The following is a 17,632-nucleotide window of genomic DNA, read 5'->3' as shown; positions in this document are numbered from 1 at the left end:
GCCGCGGGTCACGGCCGGTCAGGCGTGTGGCCGCAGGTGGTGGACGTCGCCGCTGTGCTGGACGCTCGTGGTGCCGTCGTCGTGCCGGACGACGAGTCCGCCGTCGGGAGCGAGCCCGGTCGCGGTCCCGACGGACTCGTCCCCGCCGACGCGCTCGACGCGGACGCGCGTGCCGATCGTGGCGCAGACCCGGAGGAGATCGGCGTCGAGGCCCGCGGCGGCCGCGTCCCCGCCGGCGTCCTGCCAGCGGACCACGACCTCGTGGAACGCCTCCTCGAGCGCGACGAGGAGCACCTCGCGATCTGTCGTCGCGGCGCCGGCGAGAGCGAGCGACGTCGCCGTCGGCACGGGCAGCTCGTCCCGCGCCTGGGTCACGTTGAGGCCGACGCCGACGACGACGCCCCCGTCGGGCAGGACCTCGGCGAGGATCCCGGCGACCTTGAGCAACGGCCGCGGCGTGTCAGGGCGGGACGACACCGGGGTGACCTTCGGCCCTGACACGCCACCGAGGTCCGCCGTGGTGTCAGGACGGGACGACACCGGGGTGACCTGGGGCCCTGACACGGCGCCGGGGTCCGGGACGAGCACGTCGTTGGGCCACTTCACGACGGCGTCGACGCCGGCCGTCGCGCGCAGCGCCCGGACCGTCGCCAGCCCGGCGAGCAGCGGCAGCCAGCTCAGCGCCTCGCGCGGCACGTCGGGGCGCAGGAGCAGCGAGCCGAGGAGCGCCGCTCGGGGCGGCGTCGTCCACGACCGCCCGAGCCGGCCCCGCCCGACGCCCTGGTGCTCCGCGACGAGCAGCGCCGGCGCCGGCCACGCGCCCGGGTCCGCGGCGACGGCCTTCGCGAGCTCGGCGTTCGTCGACGTCGACTCCTCGACGACCTCGAGCCGTGCGAGCGGGCCCGCGGGCCGGACGAGCAGCTCGCGCAGGAACTCCGCCCGCAGCGCGGGGCGGACCGCGTCGTCCTGCCGGGACTCGCCGTCGGGCACGCTCACCATCCCGCCATCCTCCCTCACCAGCGGCTGCGGGCACGTCGACGGTCCTGAGAGCGAGCCGACGGACGAGGTCGGGGTGGGCGGGACCCGACCTTCCCGCTTGTCGAGACCCACCAACGCCCGCCCCCATCGCGCTGGTGACGACCGCATCGAGGTGGTCGGACCCACCAACTAGGCTCGACGTCGTGACCGAACCTGCCACGACCGACGCGCACGTGACGACCGACGGCGACGCCTCGCACCTCACCGGGACGGCGGCGAAGCTCGCCGACCTGGACCGCCGCCGCGCCGAGGCGACGACAGTCCCCGAGGAGGCGGCGCGGGAGAAGCAGCACGCGCGCGGCAAGAAGACGGCGCGCGAGCGCATCGATGCGCTGCTCGACGAGGGGAGCTTCGTCGAGCTCGACGCGTTCGCGAAGCACCGCTCCGTCAACTTCGGTCTGGAGAAGAAGCGGCTCGCGGGCGACGGCGTCGTCGTCGGGCACGGCACGATCGACGGCCGCCAGGTGTGCGTCTACAGCCAGGACTTCACGGTGTTCGGCGGGAGCCTCGGCGAGGTGCACGGCCAGAAGATCACGAAGGTGCAGGACCTCGCGCTGCGGACGGGCGTCCCCCTGATCGGCATCAGCGACGGCGGCGGCGCACGCATCCAGGAGGGCGTCGCGGCGCTCACGCAGTTCGCGGAGATCTTCCGGCGCAACGTCGCGTCGTCGGGCGTGATCCCGCAGATCTCGCTCATCCTCGGCCCGAGCGCGGGCGGTGCCGTCTACTCCCCCGCCCTGACGGACTTCATCGTCATGGCGGACAAGACGTCGAACATGTTCATCACGGGCCCCGACGTGATCCGGGCCGTGACGGGCGAGGACGTGGGCTTCGAGGAGCTCGGCGGCGCGCTGACGCACAACTCGACGTCCGGTGTCGCGCACTACCTGGGGGCCGACGAGGACGACGCGATCGACTACGTGCGCCACCTCGTCTCGTACCTGCCGCAGAACAACCTGTCGGACGCGCCGTCGTTCCCGCCGGAGGACACCGAGCTCGAGGTCACCGACGAGGACCTCGAGCTCGACGCCCTGGTCCCGGACTCGGACTCCCAGCCGTACGACATGCGCACGGTGATCGAGCACGTGCTCGACGAGGGCGCGTTCCTCGAGGTGCAGCCTCTGTTCGCGAAGAACGTCGTCGTCGGGTTCGGGCACGTCGAGGGCCAGTCGGTGGGCGTGGTCGCGAACCAGCCGCTGTCGATGGCCGGGACGCTCGACATCGACGCCGCGGAGAAGGCGGCGCGGTTCGTGCGGACGTGCGACGCGTTCAACATCCCGGTGCTCACGCTCGTCGACGTCCCCGGGTTCCTCCCGGGCGTCGACCAGGAGCACCAGGGCATCATCCGCCGCGGCGCGAAGCTCATCTACGCGTACGCCGAGGCCACCGTCCCGCTCGTCACGGTCATCACGCGCAAGGCGTACGGCGGCGCGTACATCGTCATGGGCTCCAAGCAGCTGGGCGCGGACGTCAACCTCGCGTGGCCGACGGCGCAGGTCGCCGTCATGGGCGCCGGCGGCGCGGTGAACATCCTCCAGCGTGCGGCGCTCAAGCGGGCGGCCGACGCCGGCGAGGACGTGGACGCCGAGCGCGCGCGCCTCGTCGCGGAGTACGAGGACGCGATCGTCAACCCGTGGGACGCCGCGGAGCGCGGCTACGTCGACGCGGTGATCCGGCCGTCGGAGACGCGCGTGCAGGTCGTGCGCGCGCTGCGGGCGCTGCGCACGAAGCGCGCGAGCCTGCCCCCGAAGAAGCACGGGAACATCCCGCTGTGAGCGCCGCCGGGAACCTGGACGACGGACGCACGACGCGGAGGGAGCACGCATGAGCCACGAGGACGCGACGCACGGACCGGCCCCGCTGGGTTCGGTCGACCCGGCGCCGATGCACGCAGCGGTCGACGCTCTCGCGGCGGCGCTGCACGAGTACGTCGGGGCAGCGGTCGGTGTGCGCGCGGAGTTCGGCGCGCACGAGGCCGACGAGGACCCGCGCATCCTCGCGCTCGAGGAGCGGGTCGGGACGCTCAACGCGCGCCTGTTCGACGCGCTGCACGGGTCGCTCGGCATGCACCCCGACCTCACGTCGTCGGTGTGGGAGCCCGAGGAGGGCGAGGAGGACGCCGCGCCGCGGGACGAGACGTCGCGCGACGAGGTGGCGGAGGAGTTCTACCTCGGGTTCGTCGTCGCACCGCCGGCGGGGACGACGGACGTCGGTCTCGACGACGTGGTCGGCCTCCTCGACGACGCCGGCTCCGCCGTGGTCGCGCGGCTCGTGGACTCGGGCTTCGACGTCGTGGAGTGGACGGCGTCGCGCGGCGACGCGCTCGACGACCTGGACGACGAGGACGACGGGACGGAGGGCGGCCGGTGACCGAGGAGCGCGGTGCCAGCGTGCGCGTCGTGCGCGGCACGCCTGACGAGGTCGAGGTCGCGGCGCTGGTCGCGGGCCTCGCGGCCGCTGCCGCGGCGTCGGACCTGCCCGACGACGTCGCACCCGTCGCGGAGTGGACCAACCGCGTCCGCGGGCTGCGCGGCACCGGGGCCGGGGCGACGGCGAAGAACTTCGGCGGCCGGTCGGGCCGTCACAACGCGGACGCGTGGCGCTGGAGCCTGCACTCGTGAGCGCCGGCGCGCGCGTCCGCCGGCTGCCCGTGCGCTCGGTCCTGGTCGAGCTCCCGGCGTCCCCGGACGCGGTGGAGACCGACCCGACGTCGCTCCCCACGCCCGACCGGGTCGCCGCCTGGCGGCGCTGGGGCTGGGCGGTCGCGTTCGTCCCCACGGTCGCCCTCATCGTCTACCAGCGCCTCGCGGCCGGCCGCGACTGGCCCGTGCCTGAGGCCGTCGTCGTCGCCGCGACGATCGGGCTGGCCGTGACCGCGCTCCTCGCGCTCGTGCGCTACCTGGACGACCGCGGCGCGGCCGCGTTCGGACGGGGACGTCGGGCGCTGCTCGACGCACCGGTCCGCGCGACGGGCACGTTCACGCCCACGGGCCCGGTGCCGGGCAGAGGCACGGACGCTCGACGCGACGCCGAGCCGTCGCCGTCGGCACCACCGACGACCGCTCCGGTCGCCGGCCTTCTCACCGTGACCCCCGCGTCGGGCGACACCTTCTCCCGGCCGGTGCGCGTCGTCGTGCCGGCGGGGGTCGTCGGCCCGCGCGCAGGCGACCCGCTCGCCGTCTGGCACGCTCGGGACGACGAGGACGCCACGGGCGTCCTGCTCGTGCGCTACCACCGGGACTGGGCGGACGACCTCCTCGCCGCGCTGGGGACGCCCGACGGGGACGGCGACGCGCACACGGCCGGGCACGAGGCGCCGCCGGACCAGGGCCCCGGCGCCTGACCACCTGCAGGCGGCCGGGCCGGCGCGAGTAGGCTCTGCGGCGTGACCGACACCACCCCTTCCGGTAACCCTGCCGCCGCTCCCGCCGTGACCCGCGAGCCGACCGCGATCGACGCCGTCGCCGAGGCCTACACGACACGTCTCGCGGAGCTCGACCCGTTCCAGGCGACGGCGATGGGCCTCACCGGGTACGACCACCTCGTGACCGACCTGTCCCCCGCCGGCCACGAGGCCCGCGCCGAGGCCGACCGCGCGGTGCTGCGCGAGCTCGACGGCCTCGAGCCGGTCGACGACGTCGACCGCGTGACCCTGGCCGCGATGCGCGAGCGCGTCGGTCTCCAGCTCGAGCTGCACGACGCCGGCGAGACGCTCGCGAGCCTCAACAACATCGCGTCACCCGTGCAGGAGCTGCGCGACGTGTTCGACCTCATGCCGACGGGCACGGTCGAGGCGTGGGAGAACGTCGCGGCGCGCCTCAACGGGCTGCCCGGCGCGGTGGACGGGTACATGGCGTCGCTCGCCGAGGCCGCGTCCCGTGGCAACGTCGCCGCGATCCGCCAGGTGCGGATCGGCGTGCAGCAGTCACGCGAGCTCGCCGACGCGCAGACCTCGTTCTTCACGACCTTCGTCCAGGGCGAGGAGGCCGCGGCCGTCCTCGACGACTCCTCGGCGTGCTCGCTCGTGCGCGCCGAGCTCGAGCGCGGCGCCACCGCGGCGCGCGAGGCCTACGGGCGGCTCGCCGACTTCCTCGAGACGACGCTCGCCCCGCAGGCGCGCACCGAGGACGCCGTCGGGCGCGAGCGGTACGCGCTCCTCTCGCGCACGTTCCTCGGTGCCGAGGTCGACCTCGACGAGACGTACGCGTGGGGGCTCGAGGAGCTCGCGCGCGTCGTCGCGGAGCAGGAGGAGATCGCTCAGCGCATCGCGGGTCCGGGCGCGAGCGTCGAGGACGCCGTCGCCGCGCTCGACGCCGACCCCGCCCGGACGCTGCGCGGGACGGACGCCCTCCGGTCGTGGATGCAGGAGACCTCGGACGCCGCGATCACCGCGCTGAACGGGACGCACTTCGACATCCCCGCACCGGTCCTCGACCTCGAATGCATGATCGCGCCCACCCAGACCGGCGGGATCTACTACACGCCCCCGAGCGACGACTTCTCGCGCCCGGGCCGCATGTGGTGGTCGGTGCCCGCCGACGTCACGGAGTTCAACACGTGGCGCGAGAAGACGACGGTCTTCCACGAGGGCGTCCCCGGCCACCACCTCCAGTGCGGCCAGGCGGTGTACGCGCGCGCCACGCTCAACACGTGGCGCCGCCTCGCGTGCTGGGTCTCCGGTCACGGCGAGGGCTGGGCGCTGTACGCGGAGCGCCTCATGGCCGACCTCGGCTTCCTCGAGGACGACGGCGACCGGCTCGGGATGCTCGACGCCCAGCGCATGCGCGCGGCGCGCGTCGTGCTCGACATCGGGGTCCACCTCGGTCTGCCGGCGCCCGAGGAGTGGGGTGGCGGGACCTGGGACGCGGACAAGGCGTGGACGTTCCTCCGGGCCAACGTCAACATGCCCGAGTCGTTCGTCCGCTTCGAGCTCGACCGCTACCTCGGGTGGGCGGGCCAGGCGCCGTCGTACAAGGTCGGTCAGCGCCTGTGGGAGCAGACCCGCGACGCCGCCCGTGCGGCCGCCGAGGCGCGCGGCGAGACGTTCGACGTCAAGGCGTTCCACGAGCGCGCGCTCAACCTCGGCTCCGTCGGTCTGGACGTGCTGCGCGGCGCGCTGGCCTGACGCGTGACGGACGTCCTGGTCGGCTTCGCGATCATCGCCGTGGTCGTCGCGGCTGGGTACCTGTGCGCGCGGCTGCGCATCGGGGGCCCGGACGCGAGGACCGCGCTCAACCAGGTGGGGTTCTTCGTCGCGAGCCCGGCCCTGCTGTTCACGGTGCTCGCGCGGGCCGACGTCGCGGCGCTCGTCCAGGCGCCGCTGGCGGTCGCGGCGGTGGGCGCCGTCGTGGCCGCCGGCGTGTTCGTCCTCGTGAATCGCCTGTGGCTGCGCCTGCCCGCGCCGGAGGCGACGGTCGGTGCCGTCGGCGCCGGCTACGTGAACGCGAACAACATCGGCCTGCCCGTCGCGGTCTACGTGCTCGGCGACGCGACGGCCGTCGTGCCGGTCATCCTGCTGCAGCTGCTCGTCCTCGCGCCCGTGGCCCTGCTCGTGCTCGATGCGACGACGAGCGGCCGGATGTCGTGGCGGTTCGTCCTCGCGCAGCCGGTGCGCAACCCGATCATCCTCGGGTCGGCCGCGGGCGCCGTCGTCTCGCTGACGGGCTGGACCCTACCGGTCGCCGTCATGGCACCGCTCGACATCCTCGGCGGCGCGGCCATCCCGATGATCCTGCTCGCGTTCGGCATGTCGCTGCACGGGACGCGGCCGTTGCGGCGCGGCGAGGCGCGCGCGGCGGTCTGGGTCGCGAGCGGCGTGAAGCTGTTCGTCATGCCGCTCGTCGTGTTCGTCGTCGCGCGGTTCGCGTTCGGGTTCGACGACGCCGCGGTCGCCGCGGCCGTGACGCTCGCCGCGCTGCCGTCGGCCCAGAACGTCTACAACTACGCGGCGCGGTTCGGCCGCGGCGAGATCCTCGCGCGGGACACGATCCTCGTCACGACTCTCGCGTCACCGGTCGTGCTCGTCGTCGCGGCGGTGCTGCTGTCCTGAGGAGCGCTCACGGTCACGAGCGTGTCGGGTGCGCGCACTCACGCACGTCGACGCTCGACCCTGCGAGCTCCGCATCGCTGCCACGATCCCCGAACGAGACGACCAGATCGCCCGTCGCACAGGGCCCGGTTTCCCCATCGACTTCGAAACCGACCAGCAAGCACGCTCGCGCCTACGCAACGTCGTCGAACGCTGCTTCAACCGCCTCAAGACCGGGCGAGGCATCGCGATGCGTACAGACAAGACCGCCCGCTCTTACAACGCCGCGATCACCCTCGCCGCTGTCCTCGTGAGGGTCAGGACAGACATCAGGGCTGCGCGCGCTGGCGTTGCATCGACCAGCGCCGACCCACGTGAGCGTCGCGAATCTCTTTGACCGCGGCCATTGTCGTGATGGAAGAATCCTCGCGTGAACACGTCCCCAATCCAGGGTGCCCGCTCTGTCAGCGAACTGAGCGCCGCTACCCGGCCAGGGGAAACGCCTCGGTTCATCTTCTTCTGGGGTCATCGGCCACGCCGCGACGGTCAGCTCGACCAGTCCTGTCTTAGCCAGTGGTGGCCCGCCCCGTTCGAGGCTGACGGAGCATCCTTCGGATCGGCCGAGCAGTACATGATGTGGCGCAAAGCGCGCTTGTTCGCCGACGCTCCCACCGCAGAGGCCATCTTGACAGCCCGTTCACCGGCCCACGCCAAGGCACTCGGCCGTGCTGTCCGAGGCTTCGACGAAACCGTCTGGCACGAGTACCGCTGGGACATCGTCGTGGCAGCATCCGTCGCCAAGTTCCGCTCTGACGAGAACCTCTGCACCTACCTGCGGTCCACCCGAAACAGGGTTCTGGTGGAAGCATCACCAGTCGATCGCATCTGGGGAGCAGGGCTCCCCGTCGATAGTCCCGCGATCGCCAACCCTGATAGCTGGCCAGGACTGAACCTGCTCGGATTCGCCCTGATGGAAGCACGCGACTCGATCGAAGCCAGAAGTTGATCGACACCCTGGCCCGAACCGTCTCGCGGGAAGCCGAGCGGCCACGCGCGCGACTGCTCTCAGCAGTCTTCGAGGTGGCTACGTCCGCGGCTCTGCGCGGGCGAGCGCTATGTCGGGTCGTCTTGCCGGTCACCTTCCCGCCGGGGTGGTAAGGACCCGATTTCCGTCGTGGGATCTGATGCAATGGCGCTGTGAACACCCGAACGCCCTCCGGCGCGGCCCTCCGGGCGCTCGTGCCGGACATCATGGCGGAGCATGCCGACATCGTGTGGCGCTTCGACGACCACGTCGACGGCCTCCGTGTCGTGCTGAGCCCCACCGCAGCGCCCGAGCGGGTCGCGAGCCTGCTGGTGCACCGCGGTGAGGAAGTGTTCGTGGTGGAGCTCGGTACCTACCTCGGGGTGACGTTCGAGTACGACGAGGACGAGAAGCCGAACGAGCTTCGCGATCGGCTCGCGACCGCGGTGTCTGCACTCCGCGGGCCTAGTCGACTTGTCCTGACGTACGCGGGCGACAAGCAGACGAGCAGCCAGCTCGTGCTCGCACCCGACTCGCCCGACGAGCACAGCGACGGCATCTGGGTCCATCGTCTGACCACCGAGCTGGCCTGGCGTCTGCGCCTCCGACGACTTCGGCAGGGGGTGCTCGAGTTTCCCCCGATCTAGCGATCCCCCGGGAGCGTCTCGTCGGCCAGCGCCTCGGACTCGGTCTCGGCGCCTCGTGAGAACGCGAGAGATCGGCTGGGCGAGTGCCGCGTCGAGACGTTCCACGGCTCGCTCCCCTCCAGCTTGGCGGCTGGGCACCGACCGCTGACGCCGGCTGACGGCAGCTCGTGGCGCTGGCACGGCGGGTAGTCTGCGCGGGTGCTCCGACTCGTGCTCGCCTCGCGCTCCCCCGCCCGTCTGACGACCCTGCGCTCCGCCGGTGTGGAGCCGGCGGTCCGCGTGTCCGACGTCGACGAGGACGCCGTCCTGCGGGACGCGGCGGAGCGCTACGGCGATCTCGCCCCCGTCGACGCCGTGCTCGTGCTGGCGCGCGCCAAGGCCGAGGAGGTCGCACGCGTGCTCGACGCCGAGGCCGACGCGGACGAGCCGGTGGACGACGGCACGGACGCCGACCTGCTGGTCGGCTGCGACTCGATGCTCGAGCTCGACGGCGACATCCTGGGCAAGCCGCGGGACGCCGACGACGCGCGCGAGCGGTGGCGAGCGATGCGCGGACGCGCGGGCGTGCTGCACACCGGCCACTGGCTCATCGACCTGCGCCACCACGACGACGACGGCACCGGCGCGACGCTCGGCGCGACCGCCTCGACGACCGTCCACTTCGCCGACCTCTCCGACGCGGAGATCGACGCCTACGTCGCGACGGGCGAGCCGCTGCACGTCGCCGGGGCCTTCACCGTCGACGGGCTCGGCGGTCCGTACGTCGAGCGCATCGAGGGCGACCACCACAACGTCGTCGGCATCAGCCTGCCGCTCGTGCGCGAGCTGCTCGACGAGGTCGGCGTGGCCTGGCACGAGCTCCGCGGCTGAGGGCCACCGGCGGCGGACTTGTGGGTGCCGGACAACCCGGCGTCGCAGGAGCACCGCGCAGCGGCCTCGCTATAGAGGTTTCCTCCAACCGCCCCGCGCGCGCCTTGGCCGCATCTCCAATCTTGTCCGGTACCGGGCGTCGGAGCGTGATCGGCGGTCCGGGCACGCGTTACCGTGAGCCGTGCCCGCGAACCCCTCACGCCCCCTGAGCAAGGTCCTCATCGCGAACCGCGGCGAGATCGCCGTCCGGATCGCCCGCGCGTGCGCCGACGCCGGCGTCGCGTCGGTCGCGGTCTACGCGGACCCGGACCGCCAGGCCCTGCACGTGCGCGTCGCCGACGAGGCCTTCGCGCTGGGCGGTGCGCGCGCGGCCGAGACCTACCTCGACGTCGACAAGCTGCTCGACGTCGCCCGCCGCTCCGGCGCCGACGCGGTACACCCGGGGTACGGCTTCCTCGCCGAGAACGCCGGCTTCGCGCAGGCCGTCATCGACGCGGGGCTGGTGTGGATCGGGCCGCCGCCTGCCGCGATCGACGCGCTCGGCGACAAGGTGAGCGCGCGCCACATCGCGCAGCGCGCCGGCGCGCCGCTCGTCCCGGGCACGTCCGACCCCGTCGCCGACGCGAGCGAGGTGCACGCCTTCGCGGCCGAGCACGGCCTGCCGATCGCGATCAAGGCTGCGTTCGGGGGCGGCGGCCGCGGCCTCAAGGTCGCGCGGGTCGCCGAGGAGATCGACGAGCTCTACGAGTCCGCGGTCCGCGAGGCCGTGGCGGCGTTCGGGCGGGGCGAGTGCTTCGTCGAGCGCTACCTCGACACCCCGCGCCACGTCGAGACCCAGTGCCTCGCCGACGAGCACGGCACCGTCGTCGTGGTCTCCACGCGCGACTGCTCGCTCCAGCGGCGGCACCAGAAGCTCGTCGAGGAGGCACCCGCACCCTTCCTCACGCCCGAGCAGGAGGCCGAGCTCTACAAGGCGTCCGAGGCGATCCTGCGGGAGGCCGGGTACGTCGGCGCAGGCACGTGCGAGTTCCTCGTGGGCGCCGACGGGACCATCTCGTTCCTCGAGGTCAACACGCGCCTGCAGGTCGAGCACCCCGTCTCCGAGGAGATCAGCGGCATCGACCTCGTGCGCGAGCAGCTCCGCATCGCCGCGGGAGAGCCGCTCGGCTACTCGTCCGTCGCCACGCGCGGGCACTCCATCGAGTTCCGCATCAACGGCGAGGACCCGGCCGCGAACTTCCTGCCCGCGCCGGGCCGCATCTCGACCCTGCGCTTCCCGTCCGGACCGGGCGTGCGCGTCGACTCGGGCGTCGTGGAGGGCGACACGATCTCCGGCGCGTTCGACTCGATGATCGCCAAGGTCATCGTCACGGGCGCCACGCGGCAGCAGGCCGTCGAGCGGTCACGCCGCGCGCTGCGCGAGCTCGAGATCGAGGGCATCCCGACCGTCGTGCCGTTCCACCGCGCCGTGCTCGACGCCGAGGCGTTCGTACCCGCGGGCGACGAGCCGTTCCGGGTGCACACGCGGTGGATCGAGACCGAGTTCGCGGACACGCTCGCGACCCTTGCCCGCAAGGCCGGGTCGGCGCCCACGGACGACGACGCGGACGAGCCCGTCGCGACGGAGCGCGTGGTCGTCGAGGTCGGCGGCAAGCGTCTCGAGGTCGTCCTCCCCGCCGGGCTCGGCATGGCTGCGGGCCGCGCACGCACGGCGAACGCCGCACGCCGACCTGCCCGTCGCGCTGCGGCTCGCACCAACGGCGGCACGTCCGGCACCACGCTCGCCTCCCCGATGCAGGGCACGATCGTCAAGGTCGCCGTCGAGGACGGGGCGCAGGTCGCCGAGGGCGACCTCGTCGTCGTGCTCGAGGCGATGAAGATGGAGCAGCCGCTGCTCGCGCACCGCGCCGGCACCGTGCGCTCGCTGGCCGCGAGCGCGGGCGCGAGCGTCAGCGCGGGGACCTCGATCTGCGAGATCGTCGACTGACCGTCACCGCCTGACGCCTGTCAGGCGCCGTCGCCGGACGCTGCACGCACCTCGGCCACCGGTTCGGCCGAGTTCCCGTGCTGCGCCGCCGCGCGCATCGCCCGACGCCCCGACGGGAGCGCGACGGCGATGCCGATGACGGCGAACATGAGCACGCCCGACACCACGAGCAGCGACTCGACGGTGAAACGGTCGGCGAGCGGGCCGAAGACGATCATGCCGAGCGGCATCGACACCGCCATGACGATCCCGACGAACCCGAAGACGCGCCCCTGCCGCTCCGGCTCGACCGTCTCCTGCAGGATCGTCATGGACGTCGTCGAGAACGGCGGGACCGCCAGGCCGAGCAGGAACATGAAGGTGAAGAACACCCACATGTTGGTCGACAGGCCCATCGCGACGGACAGGATCCCGAAGACGAACGTCGCGCCGACCATCATCGCGATGCGGTTCTTCAGCCCGCCCCACGTGGCGAGAAGCACGCCGCCGAGCAGCATGCCGACGGAGAACGCGACCTCGTTGACGGTCAGCTTCCACACCTCCTCGCCGAACGACCGCGCGACCATGAGGGGCGTGAGGTACGACGGCGCGACGATGAGCAGGAAGATCGCCGCGTACAGGCCGAGCACCCACCGGACGAACGCGTGCGAGCCGAGGTACCGGAACCCCTCCACGAGGTCGTCGAAGTACCCGGCGCGGTCCGCCGTCGCGCGGGCGTGCGCGAGCGTCGGCACGGGGACGAGCAGGAGCAGGCCGATGCCGATCGCGGCGGTGACGACGTCCACGAAGAACACCGCGACGAGCGACGCGCTCGCGTAGACCGCGGCCGCCACGGCCGGGGCGAGGAGCATCATGGCGGACTGGATCGACTGGTTGATGCCGTTGACGCGCAGGAGCTTGCTCGTCGGCACGATCTGCGGCAGGAGCGCGGCGACGGCGGGCGTCTGGATGCCCGCGCCGGTCGAGCGGATCGCCAGCGCCGCGTAGATGAGCCACAGGTCGTCGGCGCCCCCGAGCATGAGCAGCGCGAGCGCGAGGGTCGTGAGGGCGATCGTCGCGTCCGCCGCGACGATGAGCACCTTGCGGTTGACGCGGTCGGCCCACACACCGCCGAAGATCGACACGACGGCCTGCGGCAGGAAGCCGAAGACCGTGCTCAGCGCGAGCACGGACCCCGACTTGGTCTCGATCGTCAGGTGCCACAGGACCGCGTACTGCACGAGCATCGACCCGAACAGCGAGACGGTCTGACCGGAGAGGAAGATCGTGGCGTCGCGCCGCCACCGCGGCAGGGCGGCGACGTCGTCCGGTGCCCCGTCGGCGGCGTGCGACGAGGGTCCGTCGGTCTGGACCTCGTCGGTCGGGGCGTCGTTCTCGTACGGCGTATGACTCACCCCCACATCCTCACCCGAGCCACCGACACCGGTCCACGACTTTCCCGGAGCCAGGCACCGGGCCGGCCGACCACGCCTTTCCGACCGCCGACCGGATGGTCGTCGCGCGGTCGGTCGACGGTCACGCGGCCGGTGGGGGTGCGGGGTCGACCTCGCCCGCGTGGGCGACGTTCGCGAGCTGGCGCCACACGAGCGCCAGGGTCAGGCCGGCGCCCGCGAACGCGAACCAGAACGGCGCGGTGACCCCCCAGGCCTCGGCGAGGATCCCGCCGAGGAGCTGCCCGACCACGACGCCGCCGTAGACGCAGACCATGTAGGCGGCCGAGACGCGGCCCTGCAGCTCGGTCGGCACGGCACGCTGGCGCACGGTGCTCGACACCGTCCCCCACACGAACGCGTAGAGCCCGAAGACGCCCATGAGGACGATCGCGACCGCGCCGGACGTGGTGAGCGCGAGCGCCGCGTGCATGAGCACCTCGAGCGTGAGGCACGCACGCATGAGCGTCGCGAGGCGCACGTGCCGCTCGAGCCACCCGTAGCACCCGATCGCGACGGCCCCGCCGACGGCCGACGCCGTCGTGAGCAGCCCGAACCCCACCTCGCCCATGTCGAGGTGGTCGATCGCGTACTTGACGAGGACCGCCCAGGGCGCGGCCCACGTGATGTTGAAGGCGAGGATGACGAGCGCGAGGGTGCGCACCGGGGCGTTGCCGAGGATCCAGCGCACGCCCTCGGCGATGTCCTGGCGCACGTGCGTGCGCCCTGCGCGCGCCGGGACCGGCGTCGTCGTGATGCGCGCCACGAGCAGGACGGCGAGCAGGATGCTCACCGCCTGGACGACGAACGGCCAGACCATGCCGGCCGCGAAGAGGAACGCGCCGACCGGCGGGCCGACGAGCTGGTTGCCCACGAGGTAGCCCGCCTGCAGGCGCGCGTTGCCGGTGCCGAGGTCTCTGCGGTCGACGAGCATCGGCAGGAGCGTGCTCGCCGTCGTGTCGACGAAGACCTCGGCGACGCCGAGGCAGAACAGCGCGGCGAGCACGACGCCGATGCTCACGTGCCCCGTGGCGACGAACGCGCACAGCACGCCGACGACCCCTGCCCGCACGAGGTTCGCGCCGACGACGAGGAGGCGGCGGTCGACCCGGTCGGCGATCGCGCCGGCCCAGAGCCCGAACAGGAGCCACGGCAGGCGCTGGACGAGCGCGGCGAGCGCGACGAGGAACGCGGAGTCCGTCTGGGACTGCACGAGGAGCGGACCGGCGGCCAGCGCGATCCCGTCGCCGACGTTGCTCGTCCACGACGACCCGACGAGCCAGCGGAAGCTCGCCCCCATGCGCCGGGGGAACACGACCTCCACGACCCTGCCCGCGCCACGCCCTTCGCTCACAAGGGGGAGATCCTACGTGTCCCGGACGACGCCGCGGCACGCCGCGGGGTGACGCGCGTGCCTCCTGCCCGCCCCCGCCTGGCAGCATGGCCCCGTGACGATCCCCACCGCTCCTCGCGACCCGGGCGACCCCGCGCCGCGCCTCCCCCGCCACCTGCAGCCCGGCGACGGGTGGGTCGAGTGCGCGTGCGGCCGGCGCCACTGGGGTCTTTTCGGGGCCGCCGGGCTGCTCCTCGCACGGCGCGGCGACGACGGCCGGGCGACCCACGTCGTCCTGCAGCACCGCGCCCCGTGGAGCGACCAGGGCGGGACGTGGGGCGTGCCGGGCGGCGCCGTCGGGCCCGACGAGACGCCCGAGCAGGGCGCGCTGCGCGAGGCCCACGAGGAGGCGGGGATCGACCCGGCGACCGTGCGGGTCCTCGGGGAGCGCGTGCTCGACCACGGGCCGTGGCGGTACACGACCGTCGTGGCGGAGGTGGCCGACGGGGTCGACCTCGCGCCGACCGCGACCGACGCGGAGAGCGTCGAGGTGCGGTGGGTCCCGGTCGACGACGTCGCCGGGCTCCCCCTGCTCCCCGCCTTCGCCGACGCCTGGCCGACGCTGCACGATCTGCTCGACGGCGCTCCGTCCACCTGACCGGCGCCGCCCGTCCTACTCCCGGGTAGGAGCCAGGTCGCGGACGGCCGGGCCGATCGTCTCGCCGTACGCACGCAGGGTCTCGTCCTTCGCGTCGTGCTGGAGGTAGACCGCGAACTGGTCGACGCCGAGCGCGGCGAGCTCGCGCAGGCGCTCGACGTGACGCTCCGCCGGACCGACGAGACAGAACCGGTCGACGATCTCGTCCGTGACGAACGCGGTGTGCGTGTTCCCGGCGCGCCCGTGCTCGTTGTAGTCGTAGCCCTCGCGGCCCGCGACGAACGCCGTCAGCGCCTCGGGGATCGACACGCCCGCGGACTCCTCCGCGCCGCCGGGCCCGTAGCGCGCGACGATCTCGGCGACGTGGTTCCCCACCATCCCCCCGAACCACCGGCACTGGTCGTACGCGTGGGCGAGCGAGCGACGCCCGGCCCGGCTCGACGCCGCGCCGTCGGTCACGTAGGCGGGCGCTGCGACGCAGATGCTCACGGCGTCGGGGTCGCGGCCGGCGCGCTCGGCCGCGGCGCGGACGGCCGCGACGGACCACGCGACGACGTCGGGGTCGGCGAGCTGGAGGATGAACCCGTCGCCGACCTCGCCGGTCAGCGCGAGCATCCGCGGCCCGTAGGCCGCGACCCACACGGGCAGGCGCGACCCCGGGCTCCACGGCAGGCGGAGCGTCGAGCCGCGGTACTCGACGGCCTCGCCCGACGCGAGGCCGCGGATCACGGCGATCGCGTCGCGCAGCTCGGCGACCGTCACGGGCCGCCCGTTGATGACGCGCACCGCGGAGTCGCCGCGCCCGATGCCGCAGACCGTCCGGTTGCCGAACATCTCGTTGAGGGTCGCGAAGAGCGACGCGGTGACGGTGACGTCGCGCGTCGCGGGGTTGGTGACCATCGGCCCGACGGTGACGCGGTGCGTGGCCGAGAGGATCTGGGAGTAGACGACGAACGGCTCCTCCCACAGCAGGTGCGAGTCGAACGTCCACACGTGGCTGAACCCGTAGGTCTCCGCCTGCCGCGCGAGGTCGACGACCCGCCACGCGGGCGGGTCGTTCTGCAGCACCACTCCCAGGTCCACGAGCCCTCCCCGATCGGTCCGATGCGGCTGCGCCCGGCGGACGACGCCCGGCTCCGCCCTCAGCGCAGGTACGCCGACAGCCCGCGCTTCAGGAACTGCCCGTGACCGGGGCTCCCGTGGTAGGCGCCGTCCTCGACGAGCACGCGCCCGCGCGACATGACGAGGTCGACGTGTCCGTCCACCTCGAAGCCCTCCCACGCGGAGTGGTCGAGGTTCATGTGGTGCGTCCGCTCGTACCCGATCGAGGTGTGCCCGGCGGGGTCGTAGACCACCACGTCGGCGTCGGCGCCCGGCGCGAGCACGCCCTTGCGGCCGTCGAGCCCGAACATGCGGGCCGGCGTCGTGCAGCACAGCTCGACCCAGCGCTCGCGCGAGATCCTCCCGTCGACGACGCCCTGGTACAGGAGGTCGAGCCGGTGCTCGACCCCGCCGATGCCGTTGGGGATCTTCGAGAAGTCGCCCCGGCCGAGCTCCTTCTGCTCCTTCATGCAGAACGGGCAGTGGTCGGTGCTCACGACCGACAGGTCCCCCGTGCGCAGGTAGCGCCAGAGCTCGTCCTGGTGGCCCTCGGCGCGCGACCGCAGCGGCGTCGAGCACACCCACTTCGCGCCCTCGAGGTCGCCCCACTGCTCGCTGCGCGCCGCGAGCTGCTCCTCGAGCGACAGGTAGAGGTACTGCGGGCAGGTCTCGCCGAACACCGTGTGGCCCTCGTCGCGGGCTCGTGCCAGCGTCTCGACGGCCTGCTTCGCCGACATGTGCACGACGTACAGCGGCGCGCCCGTGAGCCGCGCGAGCATGATCGCGCGGTGGGTCGCCTCCTCCTCCGTCTCCCACGGTCGCGTCGTGCCGTGGAAGAACGGGCCGGTGTCGCCGCGGTCGAGGGCCTGCCGCACGAGCACGTCGATCGCGATGCCGTTCTCGGCGTGCATCATGACCACCGACCCGTTGTCGCGGGCCTTCTGCATGGCTCGCAGGATCTGGCCGTCGTCGCTGTAGAACACGCCCGGGTAGGCCATGAAGAGCTTGAAGCTCGTGATCCCCTCGCCGACGAGCTCGTCCATGGCCTTCAGAGCGTCGTCGTCGACGCCGCCGAGGATCTGGTGGAAGCCGTAGTCGATCGCGCACCGCCCGGCGGCCTTCTCGTGCCACGCCGCGAGCCCGTCCTGGACGCGCTCGCCGGTGCGCTGCACCGCGAAGTCGACGATCGTCGTCGTGCCGCCCCAGGCCGCGGCGCGCGTCCCGGTCTCGAACGTGTCGGACGCGTGGGTGCCGCCGAACGGCAGCTCCATGTGCGTGTGGCAGTCCACCGCCCCCGGGATGACGTACTTCCCCGTCGCGTCGACCACGCGCTCGGCGTTCGCGGCGAGGTCCGCGCCGAGGCTCGTGTCCCCCGGCCGCAGCAGCGCGGCGACCTGCTCGCCGTCGACGAGGACGTCGGCGAGCGTCGAGCCCGTCGGCCCGACGACGGTCCCTCCGCGGATCAGCGTGTGCGGCATCTCGTGGTCCTCCCTGCTGGAGCGAGCGGTGTCGGGGT

General features: G+C 73.2%; 16 protein-coding genes and 1 pseudogene. 12 read left to right on the top strand and 5 right to left on the bottom strand.

The window, feature by feature from the left end:
- Positions 1–18: 18 nt before the first annotated feature.
- Positions 19–999, bottom strand: coding sequence for a biotin--[acetyl-CoA-carboxylase] ligase (locus tag NFS20_RS18660; RefSeq protein ID WP_251153294.1), 981 nt, complete (start codon positions 997–999; stop codon positions 19–21).
- Positions 1,000–1,211: 212 nt separating this feature from the next.
- On the opposite strand from NFS20_RS18660, the gene NFS20_RS18655 reads away from it, so the two are divergent.
- From NFS20_RS18655 to NFS20_RS18605, 11 genes and pseudogenes are all read left to right on the top strand, one after another.
- Entirely contained in the window at positions 1,212–2,813 is a 1,602-nt protein-coding gene (locus tag NFS20_RS18655; protein WP_251153369.1) for an acyl-CoA carboxylase subunit beta, read from the top strand.
- Positions 2,814–2,862: 49 nt separating this feature from the next.
- Positions 2,863–3,408 (top strand): hypothetical protein, encoded by a 546-nt coding sequence (locus NFS20_RS18650; protein ID WP_251153293.1) that lies wholly within the window; start codon positions 2,863–2,865, stop codon positions 3,406–3,408.
- Complete coding sequence (locus NFS20_RS18645) at positions 3,405–3,659, top strand: acyl-CoA carboxylase epsilon subunit (protein ID WP_251153292.1); 255 nt, start codon at positions 3,405–3,407, stop codon at positions 3,657–3,659. The genes NFS20_RS18650 and NFS20_RS18645 overlap by 4 nt, the downstream gene beginning before the upstream one ends.
- Positions 3,656–4,381: a hypothetical protein gene (locus NFS20_RS18640; protein WP_251153291.1), complete on the top strand. Its 726-nt coding sequence runs from the start codon at positions 3,656–3,658 to the stop codon at positions 4,379–4,381. Before NFS20_RS18645 ends, NFS20_RS18640 begins: the two co-directional genes overlap by 4 nt.
- A gap of 42 nt (positions 4,382–4,423) precedes the next feature.
- Positions 4,424–6,163, top strand: a complete 1,740-nt coding sequence (locus NFS20_RS18635) for a DUF885 domain-containing protein (RefSeq protein WP_251153290.1) — start codon at positions 4,424–4,426, stop codon at positions 6,161–6,163.
- A gap of 3 nt (positions 6,164–6,166) precedes the next feature.
- Positions 6,167–7,087 (top strand): AEC family transporter, encoded by a 921-nt coding sequence (locus tag NFS20_RS18630; protein ID WP_251153289.1) that lies wholly within the window; start codon positions 6,167–6,169, stop codon positions 7,085–7,087.
- Positions 7,088–7,256: 169 nt separating this feature from the next.
- Positions 7,257–7,344, top strand: a pseudogene (locus NFS20_RS18625) (IS5/IS1182 family transposase); the annotation flags it as partial.
- Positions 7,345–7,496: 152 nt separating this feature from the next.
- Positions 7,497–8,072, top strand: a complete 576-nt coding sequence (gene ybiA, locus NFS20_RS18620) for a riboflavin biosynthesis intermediates N-glycosidase (RefSeq protein ID WP_251153288.1) — start codon at positions 7,497–7,499, stop codon at positions 8,070–8,072.
- A 191-nt stretch (positions 8,073–8,263) separates the two neighbouring features.
- A complete protein-coding gene (locus tag NFS20_RS18615; protein ID WP_251153287.1) occupies positions 8,264–8,737 on the top strand; it encodes a hypothetical protein in 474 nt (157 codons plus the stop codon).
- Positions 8,738–8,935: 198 nt separating this feature from the next.
- On the top strand, positions 8,936–9,607 hold the full coding sequence (locus NFS20_RS18610) for a Maf family protein (RefSeq protein WP_251153286.1): 672 nt from the start codon (positions 8,936–8,938) through the stop codon (positions 9,605–9,607).
- 181 nt (positions 9,608–9,788) lie between these two features.
- On the top strand, positions 9,789–11,594 hold the full coding sequence (locus NFS20_RS18605; protein WP_251153285.1) for an acetyl/propionyl/methylcrotonyl-CoA carboxylase subunit alpha: 1,806 nt from the start codon (positions 9,789–9,791) through the stop codon (positions 11,592–11,594).
- A gap of 20 nt (positions 11,595–11,614) precedes the next feature.
- Here the strand turns inward: NFS20_RS18605 and NFS20_RS18600 are convergent, their stop codons facing one another.
- Positions 11,615–12,988 carry an MFS transporter gene (locus NFS20_RS18600; RefSeq protein ID WP_353050484.1) on the bottom strand — a complete coding sequence of 458 codons (1,374 nt, stop codon included), beginning with the start codon at positions 12,986–12,988 and terminating at the stop codon, positions 11,615–11,617.
- 121 nt (positions 12,989–13,109) lie between these two features.
- Positions 13,110–14,324, bottom strand: a complete 1,215-nt coding sequence (locus tag NFS20_RS18595; protein WP_251153367.1) for an MFS transporter — start codon at positions 14,322–14,324, stop codon at positions 13,110–13,112.
- A gap of 154 nt (positions 14,325–14,478) precedes the next feature.
- Here NFS20_RS18595 and NFS20_RS18590 point away from each other — a divergent pair, with 154 nt between their 5' ends.
- Positions 14,479–15,015 (top strand): NUDIX hydrolase, encoded by a 537-nt coding sequence (locus NFS20_RS18590; RefSeq protein ID WP_251153366.1) that lies wholly within the window; start codon positions 14,479–14,481, stop codon positions 15,013–15,015.
- Positions 15,016–15,030: 15 nt separating this feature from the next.
- Here the strand turns inward: NFS20_RS18590 and NFS20_RS18585 are convergent, their stop codons facing one another.
- Both NFS20_RS18585 and hydA read right to left on the bottom strand, forming a co-directional pair.
- On the bottom strand, positions 15,031–16,098 hold the full coding sequence (locus NFS20_RS18585) for a TIGR03842 family LLM class F420-dependent oxidoreductase (protein ID WP_251153284.1): 1,068 nt from the start codon (positions 16,096–16,098) through the stop codon (positions 15,031–15,033).
- 59 nt (positions 16,099–16,157) lie between these two features.
- Positions 16,158–17,594, bottom strand: coding sequence for a dihydropyrimidinase (hydA, locus tag NFS20_RS18580; protein ID WP_251153283.1), 1,437 nt, complete (start codon positions 17,592–17,594; stop codon positions 16,158–16,160).
- Positions 17,595–17,632: the final 38 nt, after the last annotated feature.

The organism is Cellulosimicrobium sp. Marseille-Q4280 (genome assembly GCF_943181405.1).
In the GTDB taxonomy this organism is placed as follows: domain Bacteria; phylum Actinomycetota; class Actinomycetes; order Actinomycetales; family Cellulomonadaceae; genus Cellulosimicrobium.
This window is presented reverse-complemented; position numbering and strand designations above follow the sequence as displayed.